The following is a 12,630-nucleotide window of genomic DNA, read 5'->3' as shown; positions in this document are numbered from 1 at the left end:
TGGCACCGCTGGCACCGCTGGCACCGCTGGCACCGCTGGCACCGCTGGCACCGCTGGCACCGCTGGCACCGCTGGCACCGCTGGCAGCGAACAGCCCGCGAAAATCACCATCCGCCTCCCCCGCGAAGACGCTGACCGCATCCGGGGTGCATGGCTCGCCGATTGCGCCACCGGCAACCGTATCTCCCTCTCCCAATGGATAACCACCGTACTCAATACGCACGTGGACACTTACGCGAATGTCACGCCGGTTGTCGCGGGCGCGGCACCTAAAGGCAACATCTAAAACCAACAAACCCACGACTCTGGAAAGGAAGAACACCATGTACTACCTCGATGCATCCTCAAAACTAACCACCCACGATGTGCGCTACGCAGTCCGCCAAGCCGTGATCAAAGCCGGGCTAGAAAGCCTGGAAAAGCAAGGGTTGAACGAGACCGACTACGACATGGACGAGGTAATAGGGAAGCTCACGAGCGACGCCGACACTGTTTTCGAGGCGTGGACCACCCGTATTATTACCGCCGCGCGCGAAGACCTAGCAGGCCAAATGCTTTCTCGTCTTTCCCGCAAGAGCGAGGAATACGACCGCGAAGCGGGTGCTGCCTACGAAGACTATGAGGAAACCCAAGACGAAAAAGACGAGGCTTACGCGGAGTGCCTACACCTGCGGGGCATGGATCTCGCTTGCGAGAAACACCAGACCTACATCCGCGAAATCCTTGCTAAAACCCCAACCTTGGCGGACCTGACCATCCCAGATGACCAGCCAAGCAACAACGCCACGGTGGAGGAGGGGGAATAGATGGAACCCACACCTGAAGCGATTATCACGGCCACGCGTGAGCACTTCGCAAAACAAATGATTGATCTTCTCCTCCGTAAAGGTCGGGAATACGACAAAGAAGCACACGATGCTTACGAAGCATACGAAGAAGCCCAACAAGAGCAAGAGTTCGCTTACGAACACGACAATCACGAGCTGGCATGGGAAGCCTGGCAGAACTCACGCGAATCCTACGCAACCTACCAGCACGCACGGGGCATGGACCTCGCCTGCGAAAAGCACCGTATCTATATCCGAGAATTCCTCGACGAAGTACCTTCCCTGGCCGAAATTGGCCTCTCAGATGCACAGCCGGCCGAAGCTACCCCGGTGGAGGTGAGTGAGTAATGCAGCCCGAAGAAAACCATGCAGGCAATGAGACATCTGTTGTATCTGCTGGCAATGCTAGCAATGCCAGCCATGCTGGCATGGATCGCAATGCCGGCTGGGACATGCTCGCCAGCTTCATGACCCGCATGAAACAGCACGAAAAAGATGGAACCTGGCGCAGCTACAGGCCAGGCGAACCTGAAACAGAGGATGAGTGATGCAGTTATCTAAGGCTGATACCGCGCGGTTGGAAGCCGCCGCGAGCATGGCCCTCGCCGCACCAATCACAATCAACCTAGATAGTGGCCAAACCGCTGTCGTTTCGCCGGGCGGGCATATCCGTATTGACGGCCAGGAATGGAGTCCGGAAGTATCGTCCGTGCCAGCCGTGCCAGCCGTGCCAGCCGTGCCAGCCGTGCCAGCCGTGCCAGCCGTGCCAGCCGTGCCAGCCGTGCCGGAACCGCCGGCGGATACGGCCATGGGGGAGGGTGCGTCGTCGCCAGAAGTCCCAGTACACTCGGAAACTACTGACGACTCCCCACTCACTACTGCCCAGGCGACTGATGTGCGTTTGCGTCTCCTTGAGAGCGAATACGCGAGCCTCCTCCTGGAAAAACGAAGTCTCGAGGCAGAGTGTGAAACACTCAAGGCCGCACAAAGCAGCGATAAACACGAGAAGGCTTCCCGAGCTGCGCGGATAACCCAGTTAGAAGAAGCGCTGGAAAGCGAGCGGCTTGCCGCGACCCGAGCCGAAGAACAACACACTGGTTTGGAAGCGGCGGTTAGCCAGGTCCGTCAAGAATACGCAGACTTCCAAACACGCTACGCGAGCGAGCGCGCTGCGTGGGAAGAACAAGCAGCCACGCAGAACCTTGCTTTACAGCAGGTCCAGGCGGCTAGCTCGGCACTAGAAACCGAACTAGCCGCGGCACGCAGCGAACTCAGCGAAGCACGCGGGCACGCGCGTGACCTAGAAGAACAAACTCAAACCTTGCAGCAAGCACTCAGCGATGCCGAGGCGACCCGTGAAGTCCTTACTGCTTGTCAGCAGGATTTAGCCTGGGTGCGGGAAGAAAACGAGAAACTAAAAACCGCCAACGAGGTGCTTACCGGGCAGCTTGAGCAAGCCCAAGCCGCATTGGTTGAGAAAACTACGCTCCTCCAGCAAGCCGAGCAAGACCTGGCCGCAGAGCGTGAATCGCGTGCCGCCGAGCATGAAGAATTGGAAGCGCTCCGGCGTGAGCTTAAAGAAAACCAAGCGGCAGTTACACAAGAGGGTGAACAGGTTGATGCCTTGCGTCTTGAGCTTGCCCAAGCACGTGAAGAACAAAGCCGGCTCGCCCAAGCCTTGGATCAGCGAAACGAATACACTCAGACGCTTGAGACGGATAAGGCCCGTTTAAAGCGGGAACGCACCACGGTTGCCGGTCAGGTGCGGGATCTACACACCGAGCTAGCAGCAGCGGGTCTTGCCCTTGAAAAATTACAGGCACAAAATGCTGAACAATCTCGCAAACTTGCCAAACTGGAGGCAGAAAACAAGCAGCTCAATGCCCAGCTACGCGCCAACAGTCCTGGAGATACCGTCAGTCTGCCCGTTGTTCAGCGTCCGCTCACTATTCCACCAGCACCAGCGGAAGAAAACACGGCTTCGGGTGATGATAAGGAGGGTGATAGACACTCCCGCGTCCTAAAAATCGTCGCTGCGGTTATTGCGCTGGTCTTGGCTTTAGCGGCTGGATACCTCGCACACCTTCTCCTCGCTAGCACCGATGAAGACAAGGCTATGCCTGCCCCGGAAATGCCTAGTGTTACGGCAACGCCGCACCCGCGGAGCACTCCGTCCGAAGCGCCTTCGCCAGCCGCGCCGGCCGTGCCAGCGCCGTCAGCAGATACAGCACCCCCAGCGCCCCCGGTGGGCGAGGGCGGGAGCGCGCCTCAAGGCACCGACGAACAGCCAGCACCGCAACCAGACTGGCAGCCACTCGAGCCAGTAGAGGCGCCAGCACCCGCACCGGCTCCTGAACCGGCACCGGTCCCCGAGCCTGCCTATGTCACCGACCTCTCCGCGAACGCAAGCTCTAGCGGCCGCTCGGTCACAATCAGCGCGAACGTGAGCACGACCGGCGCGGTCCCGGTCTCCGTCTACGCCACCGTGGGAGGACACTCCCTCTCACTCGGATCCCAAACCGTCGCCGGGAGTGGATTCTTCGAAGCCAGCATCAGCCTTGAACCTGGCACCTACACCTGGACCGTGAGCGCGGACGGCCTCGTGAACTCCGGAACAATCACCGTCTACTAAATAGGGGACTTTCGTGAAAAGTACTATCTACCTCGGCGCGGCCGCCGTCCTCGCTTTGCTCGCACCTCTCATGATCATCCTGCTCGGCGGGGATTCTAAAGGCAGCGCGAGCCTTGCCGGGGCTGCGAGTAATATCCCACCCGAATACGCCGCCATCATCACGAAGGCCGGGAGTATTTGTGAAGGCATCACCCCGGCCTTGATCGCGGCCCAGATTGACGCCGAATCAAACTGGAACCCGACCGCAGTCTCTCATGCAGGCGCACAAGGCATCGCCCAATTCATGCCCACCACCTGGGCCACAGCCGGTAAAGACGGGGACGGCGACGGACTCGCCGACATTACCAACCCCATCGACGCGATTTTCTCGCAGGGCCACTACATGTGTGACCTTCTCGCCAGCACGAAAGACCTCGTTGCCAGCGGGGGAGCGAAAGGAGACCCGGTTGACCTCGCCTTAGCCGCATACAATGCCGGACAAGGCGCGGTTCAAACGTTTGGGGGTATCCCGCCCTACCCGGAAACCCAGAATTATGTGGAGAAAATCAAAACCCTAGCGACGACTCGCTACGCACCCACCGCGGCGGGTGGTTCGAATAGTTCGGTTGTTGCCTGGGCTATAAGCCAGCGTGGCAAACCCTACAGAGGTGAGGGAAGCGGTGCGTGCGGGAGCATGGGACCCGACTGTTTCGATTGCTGCGGGCTAGTGTGGGCCGCATATAAGAACGGCCGTGGCATTGATTTGCCGATGAGTATTCCTGGTGAGACACCGGCCCGGCGTAAATGCGAAAACGCACTCTATAGCGCCACCCAGTTCGGTGGCACCTACGTGCCAGCCGACGTCGCACACCTCCAGCCCGGGGATATCCTCGCGTTCCAGTCAACAAGCGTCGACCCGAACGTGGACTACATCACGCACGTGGCCTTGTATATCGGTAATGGCGAATATATTGACGCAGCCCCAGGATACGGTGTCAATACCTACCCACTCGGGTGGGGAGAATCCTCCGACCATATGTTCCCGCAAGCACTAAGGATCCCATAATGACAACACAAAACAGAACCATCGGTTTATTTGCGACGCTGGTGCTTGCGGTGGCCGCTGGCTGCCAAGCCTCCGAACCCGAAACAAAGCCAACCATGCCTGCGCCGGCGTCGCTGGCCGCAATGATGCCACGCTGCCTCACCAACACCCCAGACGTTACTGAGGCGGACCCGGAAAGCATCGCCGACACAGTCGCGCTCTTGCTTTCATGCCAGGATTCGCGCACGGACGCCAGCCCGCTTGACGCTTATAAGCGAGCAAGCCAGTACCTCGCTGAGTCTCTCCAGCCCGGCGAGGAGGCGCGGGTGCGTGGGGGAGCAGCCTGGGAAACCCTCAAAACAAACGACGCATACACGGCTATAACCGTGGAACCGCTGTGGGGACAAGCCCCACCAGCCGCAGCCACCGATGTCGCTTATGCCGACCGCCAAGTAACCATCACCCCGACGAGCGAGAATGGCTGGACGGGAACCCCCGTGACGACCTTCTACAACTTCACGCTCACGAAAAAAGAAGACGGAACATGGCGAGTGAGCAACATTGCAACCGCGAAGTAGCAGGTTAGGGGCATCGTCGCAACTCTATTGTAGTATAGTATCACAACCAGTCCTGGGGAGAAGGGAACCAGAAAAATGAGCCAACCAACCAACACCTACCCGCCACTACCGCCAGACCTGGCATACGGGGACCCGACCTACGACGCCAGCGTCTACATGCCAGAGCCAGCCCGCCCGCGGAGCAGAACCATGCGGACATTCTCGTGGATTCGCCGCCACTACCGCACTGGCTTCCTTATTACCGGAATACTAGGCGCGGTTACCGCACCTTTTTATATGCCTGACCAGTACGGGCCGGGCTGGGGCGTCTACTTCGCCTTCTTCTACCTTGTGTTCGGCTACCAGATTTACATGCACGGCATCTTCTTCGGGATCCTGAAGGGGATTATGTGGACCATCCTGTTCCCCATCCTGATCATCCTCATGTTCACGCCACTCATCGCAGCCGCGGCCCGCAACCCCTAAACCTCAAAATGTGTTGAACACAATCACTAGCTAAGTGACCCCAAAAAACCAATTCCCGGGCCATGCCCGGGAGGATGGAGACACTTAGCTATGGTGCGACGCACAAAAATCTCGAGCGGGCAAGAAGCCCTCTTCGACCTCACCTTCTACCTCAACACAACCAGCCCTCAAGGAGACTCTCATGAGCAAGGAAACCCGCCAACAACTGGAAGCGAACGTCAACGAAGCGACGCTGGAGACACAGAACGCGCTCGAGCAAGCACTCCTAGCGGCCTACCCGCCAGCCAGCGAGAACTGGACCGATCAAGTGGCAGCGCGCCAGACCGCGGCAGCGACAGCCCGGATGGAAGCAGCATACGAAGCAGCCGCGATCATGGACGCTTACGAGGAGGAGGAGTCCCTGGAGATTTGGAAGAATCAGGCCCTTCCCGAACCACTCCCGACAATCCTCGCCAACGAATGGATGACCCAGTATTGGGACATGTCGGACTGGGTGCTGCGCGGGGATCAGCTGGAGGACCCGGAAGCGATAGCCGAGATGAGGGCCGAGATGATCGAGCAGGCCGAGAACCGAGTCGAGGAAGCGGCTCGGGACTGGTTGAACCGCTTAGTCGACGAAGTGATGGGCCGCGAGTCCAAAGAACTCCAAGCGACATTCAACCTGGCCTACCTCAAGGACGCATTCAAGAATCAACACGAGATGAACGACATCGACCCGTTCATTCTGAGCTGGGAAGCGGTGGAGAAAGTCTTGATAGAACAAGCACCGTTCTACCTGAAAACCGAGTATTACCATCCCCAGCCCTGGGCGATCGAGTTGAAAGAAGCCGGCCTTCTTACCAACTAGCCACCCAAGTCAGTCCGCGCGGCGAGAAAGCCCGGATAGAGGCGAACCTCGCTGCACTGCGCCTCCTCACCCAACTAGGCGACCGCACCCCAACCACTGATGAGCAGGAGGTGTTGGCACGGTTTTCCGGGTGGGGAGGCCTCTCCACGCTTTTCGACACTAAAAACGACACCTACAAACACGAACGCCAGACTTTGCAGTCTCTTGTGGATGAGGCGGCTTATAAGCGGGCGCTCCAAAGTACGGCTAATGCCCACTACACCCAGCCCACTATCGCCCGCCTCCTTTGGCAGTCCCTCCAGTCGTTAGGGCTGGGGGAAGACGCGCGGGTGGTGGAACCCGGCTGCGGCGTCGGCATGTTCATCGGCACCGCACCCGAAACAATCCGCATGGTGGGTGTTGAGATCGACCCTACCCCGGCCGCTATCGCCGCCCGACTCTACCCAAACGCCGAGATCAGGAACGAGTCTTATACCGACACGGACCTTGACGAAGCTGGTTATTTCGACGCCGGTATCGGGAACGTGCCCTTTGGTAACTTCCGCCCGTATGACCCGGTCTATAACGCGGGCAATCACACCATCCACAACTATTTTCTTTCCAAGGCCCTTGCGCAGGTGCGGCCCGGTGGCATTGTTGCGGTGCTTACCTCGCGCTACACCATGGACGCAAAGAACCCGGGGATCCGCCGCGAACTCTACGCCCGCGCCGACCTGTTGGGTGCTGTCCGCCTACCGGCCGGCACGCATGAGGCTATGGCTGGCACGGATGTCGTCTCAGACATCTTGATCTTCCGACGTCGGGAAAAAGGCGAAGAACCGCAGCCTTTCGATTGGGAATACACCCACCTACTCAAGGCTGGTGCGGGTGAGTTTCCGGTGAATGAATACTTCCACACCCACACCGAGCACGTGCTGGGGGAATGGGAAGAAACCACCAACCAGTACGGCCCGGTGCTTAGCGTGACCGGCAATATAGATGCCCTGGAGGGGCAGCTTGCCACCACCCTCGCCACGATCACCTCCCAAGCGCGGGAGTCCGGCCTCATCTTTACCCCACGCCGTGATGCTTACGAGGGCGAGATTGCGCTGCGCCCGGTCGACCAAGAAAAACTCGGCCGCATCACCAAGACCGAGACCGGCTTCGAGCGCTACACGGCGAATGGCAATACGCCTGTCAGAATCGCGAAAAACGCTACCGCTCAACTCACAGCGCTCCTGGATCTACGCGACCGGACTCGGGCGTTGGTGGAGTTTGAGTCCCAAACCCAGGAAAACCCACCCACACTCACCCAAGCCCGCAACCGCCTGAAAACTGCCTACGAAGAATACGTAGCACGGTTCGGGCCATTGAATTCCCAGCGGGAGCGGTGGTATACGGATAAGAAAACCGGGGAAGAAAAACTATCGTGGGTTGACGTACCTGCGGTGCGTGTCTTCCGCTCTGACCCCGACGCGGCCCTCACCATGGCTATCGAGATTTTCGATAAAGACACCCGCACGGCACGCCCTGCCGGGATCCTTGAGCGGCGCCAAATCGGCATCACCTTCAAACCCCTAGGCGCAGACACTATTGAGGACGGTCTGGCTATCTGTATGGTTGAGAAAGGCCGCGTTGACCCCGAATACATTTCATACCTCACCGGCCAAACCAGCGAGGAAGTTATGGCCGGCTTGCGCGAGCATACCTTCTTCGACCCGGAAAGCGGCGAACTGATGGAGCGCAGCGCTTATCTATCGGGCAATATTCACACCAAGCTAGAAGCCGCTCAGGCCGCACTCGAAACCGATGCTCGCATGAGCGAGAATATCGCGGCCCTCAAAGCTGCTCTGCCCGAACCACTCTCGCTCTCGGATATCGAGATTAGTCCGGGTGCGCCGTGGATAAGCGTTGCCGACCATCACGACTTTTACTCTCAAGTGGTGATGGGGTGGCACCAGCAACGGGTTGGGCAAGTGGGCTATAACCCGGTTACCGGTGCCTGGAAAGCTGTCCAGGACGGCTACCAGCCTTCCGCAAAGGCTCGTCGCATATGGAACACGGACAGGCGTAGTGGTACGGAAATCTTCGCGGCGCTCCTCAATCACACCTCGATCACGGTGAAATCAAAAACCATTGACGGTGAAGAATTCATCGACCGGGCGGAAACCGCGGCCGTCGCCCAGAAAATGGAAGACATGGCCACCGCTTTCACCGAATGGATCTGGGCAGACGGCGAACGAGCATCGCGTCTAGAGCGCCGCTATAACCAAATGTTTAACTCGTTCGTGCCCCGCGACTACACGCAGGCAGGAGAAAAGCTCACTCTGCCGGGCCTGGCGAAAGACATCACCCCATATAGCCATCAGCGCTCGGGCGTGGCCCGCATGATCTACCAAGAATCCGTCGGGCTATTCCATGAGGTCGGGGCAGGCAAGACGAAGACAATGATCATGGGGGCGATGGAACTAAGGCGCCTCGGCCTCATCCACAAACCCGTCATCACGGTGCCAGCAAACGTGCTTTACCAGTTCGCTGCCGAATTCCAACAAACCTACCCCGCCGCCCGCGTCCTCACAGCTAGCGCCGACGACTTGACCAAAAACGGGCGGCGCGAGTTCGTTGCGAAAGTCGCCACCAATGATTGGGACGCGGTAGTCATGACCCACGAACAGTTCAAAGCATTGGGGTGCTCAAATAAGACCCAGGCCGAATACATTGAGGCGCGCATAGGGGAGCTTGAAGAAGCGATTAAGGCCAGCGATTCATCCTCCACAATCCAAGAGATGACCAACCAAATCAACTCGCTGGAAGGTGCCTTGAAAAAGGCGCTTGATCATCCCACCGACCCGGGGATCTCGTTTGAGGAAACAGGCATCGACTACATCATCGCCGACGAAGCACACCGCTACAAAAACCTCAAAATCATTACGAAACTCGAGGGTATCGGCACCAGCGACGGCAATGCGTACACGGCCGACTTGGACATGAAACTCCACTACCTCAGAGACAAGAATCCGGGCGGGCGTATCTGTACCCTCGCAACAGCCACCCCCATCTCCAACAGCCTCGCGGAGGCACATACGATGATGCGCTACCTCGCGCCTGGAGTTTTGAAGGCTGCGGGCATTGAGCCCTTCGATGCGTTCGCTGCCACCTTCACGCGCTCGGAGCGGAAAGCCGAAATCTCGCCCTCCGGGGGTTTCCGTATGCGTACCCGCATCTCCCGCTTCCACAATTTACCCGAGTTTTTGAGTTTGTGGGGTATCGCGGCCGACGTGAAAACGTCGGCCGAACTCTCCCTCAACATTCCGCTTCTCGCGCCGAACAGTGAGGGTGAGCGCGGCCCGCAAATCGTGTCTATCGACGGCGGAGAACGCATGAAAGCGTTCATGGACGAGATCGCCCGCCGCGCAGACAATATCGCAGCAGGGGCTAGTGGCAATGACAACATGCTCGCCCTCTCCACCGATGGGAGGCTTGGCGCCCTCGACCTGAGACTGCGCGGACGGGCACCTATCGCCCACCCCGTCAGTGAAGTCGCCGCACGCACTATCTACCGAATCTGGGAGGAAAATAAGGACAACCGCTACAGCGGCATCGACGGCGAAGAATCGCCTATACCCGGCGCGCTCCAGCTCGTCTTCTGCGACTACGACACACCAAAAGACACCTGGAACACCTACGACGCCCTGCGCCAAGAACTCTACTCGCTAGGACTGCCGGACGGATCAGTCAGATTCATCCACGAAGCTCCCAATAACGCAGCAAAAGAAGAACTCTTCCGAGACTGCCGAGAAGGCAAAGTCGCGGTCTTGATCGGCTCCACACAAAAAATGGGAACCGGCACCAACGTCCAAAAACGCTGCATCGCCACCCACCATTTGGACGTGCCGTGGCGGCCCACCGACATCACCCAACGCGACGGCCGCATGGTCCGGCAAGGTAACGAAAACCCGGAAGTCTACAACTACCGCTACGTGGTGACCGGTTCGTTTGCGGCCTACATGTGGCAAACAAACGAACGCAAAGCGCGCTCAATCGCCCAGATCATGACCAACAAGGCCGGCACCCGTTCTGTCGAGGATGTCTCGCCGGAGGAGATGGAGGCCGGCCGTGCCAAAGCAATCGCCACCGGTAATCCGCTCCTGCTCGAAAAATGCGAAGTGGACGCAACCCTACAAAAATACAAAGCGCTCCACTCGTCTTGGCAGCGCACCCGCAACCGGGCCATCGACGACACCCGCACGCTAGGCTTACGCATCCGAGCCGCAGAGCAAACCATCGCCACCCTGGAGCACCTCCAGCAATACATCCGTGATACGAGCGGGGATAAGTTCCAGATCCGGATTGAGAACGGCACATTTACGGAGCGGGCCGCGGCCGCCCAAGCCCTCTCACGCGCCTTCACTGCACGCATATCGCCCTACATTATTGATAACGTACGCCGCACCGGGAGCACCTATTCGTTACCACGTGGCGTGAGAATAGAACTCGGAGGCATCGAGCTTGACATCGCGCGGGTCGAGGCCGAAAGCCGACTCGGCACGGTCTCCGACGTCTCAATCGTCTTCACACCGCTCGATTTGAAAGATGTGCGGTACGGGCCACGCACGAGTATTCCCCTCTCGATCTTGCAACGCGGTCAAGCAGGCCTGATCCAACGCCTCGAAAACCTCGTCGCGTCACTGCCACAGCGCCTTGAGGAAGAAAAAGAAAACCTTAACTCCTTGCGTGATGAGGCTGAAACCGCCCGCGAGATCGCGAACAAAGACTTTCCACACGAAGCCGAGTACGCGGCGGTGCGTGCGCGTTCAAAAGAAATCACGATCGCTCTGGAAGACCAAGGAGACAGCAAGGCACACCGCGAACAAGAAACGCGGTTCAGGGAAGGCATCAAACACGAAGAACACGAAGGATTCTTCGACGGACTTGCCTCCTGGCCGCGCATCCCACTCCCACCCAAACCAACCCCTCTTGAAACGATAGAGAACTGGGAGACGCGCCCACCCGTCGCACGCTACGAACCACGTGAGTATGTATGGGAGGTGCTTGGGATTGTGGCCGGCAGTCAAAATGGACAAGCACTCACGCGCCTAACCAGCGACAACCAAACCCACTTGTTTGTCGCGGACCTCCTCGAGCTGGAAGCCATGAGCGATCCACTCACCCACGCGCCCGGGACTGTACCGCAGCCACTCGTCCACCGCACCCCACTCGACGAAGTCCAGCGGGAAGACGAAACGCTAGCGGCCACCGATAACCACAGCGAGCAAAGGGAGCTAAGCGATGCGGGGGAGGCGACTAGCGACGTCGCCGATCATGTAGACGACGAACAGCCAGCGGCCACGATACGACCGAGTATCCCTACTCTCTACGATGGTGTCGAGCGTACTGCGCTCACTGAGGCTGCACCCGGGATCTATATCGCGGAGTACGGTGAGAGCGTCGTTACCTTCCTTGACGAAGAACGCAACGAGCAAGTCGGTGTGCCGTATCAAAGACTCTTCCCCGAACCCGGCGAACCCGCACTCTACGCCTACCCAGACCTGGATATTGCGCAGACTGGCAACGTCGCGGGGAGCGGGCAAGTCGCCCGCGCAATGCTTCTTGGTTCACGTCAAGACGCCGCGTATCTCGACGAGGCTGCGCCCGGCTGGCGCACCGCTATAGACGCGCCAGACGCACCTGATACGCGCGATCTTGAGACCACAGACGCGGATGATGTCAGCAGCGAGACGAGCGTCAATATCCGGTATGTTCCACCGATCTACCGGGGTGAAACACCCGAGCGCGTGGAGGTGCTTGCCCCGGGTATTGAAACCGCAACCTATGAGAGTGTGGGCACGGTAGTGTTCCTTGACCCCGAGGTCGATGCACTCCTACCCAGCCGCTACAAGGCATCCTTGTTTGCGTATCCCGGATCCGAAACGAGCGCCGCTTACCGGGAAGACAAACCACGCGAAGCACACCTACGCGGCAGTGCACAACTGGTGCGCGCGCTCTTCCTTGGCAGTAGGGAAGACGCACGCTACTGCCACGCGGTTGACCCGACATGGAACCAAGAAGCGAGCGAGGTACGTGCGCAATACAGGGCGTATTGCGAGGCGAACTATGAACGCCAAGCGGCCGCTCCGATCTTCACCGCGGTGAGCCGTGCGGTAAACGCAGCACGCACTATTGGACAGCGTGAAACGAGCGATCCGCGCGAGCACGGAAACGCACTCATGTAACAAACTGTGATGCCGAAACACGCGGCGGGCGGGACACCCACATGC

General features: G+C 58.9%; 10 protein-coding genes. All 10 read left to right on the top strand.

All coding sequences use genetic code 11. The annotated features are described in order from the left end of the window. Window positions 1-286: hypothetical protein (locus tag ACRQHG_RS09080; RefSeq protein ID WP_435720006.1), on the top strand; the 286-nt coding region annotated here is incomplete at its 5' end. Between the two features lie 37 nt (window positions 287-323). Continuing rightward, window positions 324-806, top strand: a complete 483-nt coding sequence (locus tag ACRQHG_RS09075; RefSeq protein WP_016442219.1) for a hypothetical protein — start codon at window positions 324-326, stop codon at window positions 804-806. Further along, window positions 807-1,175, top strand: coding sequence for a hypothetical protein (locus ACRQHG_RS09070; RefSeq protein ID WP_016442220.1), 369 nt, complete (start codon window positions 807-809; stop codon window positions 1,173-1,175). It begins immediately after the preceding gene. Next, a complete protein-coding gene (locus tag ACRQHG_RS09065; RefSeq protein WP_016442221.1) occupies window positions 1,175-1,375 on the top strand; it encodes a hypothetical protein in 201 nt (66 codons plus the stop codon). The genes ACRQHG_RS09070 and ACRQHG_RS09065 overlap by 1 nt, the downstream gene beginning before the upstream one ends. Continuing rightward, window positions 1,375-3,459 (top strand): coiled-coil domain-containing protein, encoded by a 2,085-nt coding sequence (locus tag ACRQHG_RS09060; protein WP_435720005.1) that lies wholly within the window; start codon window positions 1,375-1,377, stop codon window positions 3,457-3,459. Before ACRQHG_RS09065 ends, ACRQHG_RS09060 begins: the two co-directional genes overlap by 1 nt. A 13-nt stretch (window positions 3,460-3,472) precedes the next feature. After that, on the top strand, window positions 3,473-4,504 hold the full coding sequence (locus ACRQHG_RS09055; protein WP_016442224.1) for a C40 family peptidase: 1,032 nt from the start codon (window positions 3,473-3,475) through the stop codon (window positions 4,502-4,504). Further along, window positions 4,504-5,061: a hypothetical protein gene (locus ACRQHG_RS09050; RefSeq protein ID WP_016442225.1), complete on the top strand. Its 558-nt coding sequence runs from the start codon at window positions 4,504-4,506 to the stop codon at window positions 5,059-5,061. Before ACRQHG_RS09055 ends, ACRQHG_RS09050 begins: the two co-directional genes overlap by 1 nt. A gap of 189 nt (window positions 5,062-5,250) precedes the next feature. Further along, complete coding sequence (locus ACRQHG_RS09045; protein WP_155875794.1) at window positions 5,251-5,526, top strand: hypothetical protein; 276 nt, start codon at window positions 5,251-5,253, stop codon at window positions 5,524-5,526. 181 nt (window positions 5,527-5,707) lie between these two features. Beyond that, window positions 5,708-6,373 carry a hypothetical protein gene (locus tag ACRQHG_RS09040; RefSeq protein ID WP_016442227.1) on the top strand — a complete coding sequence of 222 codons (666 nt, stop codon included), beginning with the start codon at window positions 5,708-5,710 and terminating at the stop codon, window positions 6,371-6,373. 206 nt (window positions 6,374-6,579) lie between these two features. Continuing rightward, entirely contained in the window at window positions 6,580-12,585 is a 6,006-nt protein-coding gene (locus tag ACRQHG_RS09035; protein ID WP_435720004.1) for a helicase-like domain-containing protein, read from the top strand. Window positions 12,586-12,630 lie beyond the last annotated feature (45 nt).

The organism is Actinotignum vesiculae (genome assembly GCF_051267215.1).
Lineage (GTDB): Bacteria > Actinomycetota > Actinomycetes > Actinomycetales > Actinomycetaceae > Actinotignum > Actinotignum schaalii.
Note: the sequence above shows the minus strand (reverse complement) of the source record. Positions and strands in the feature narration are given on the sequence as shown.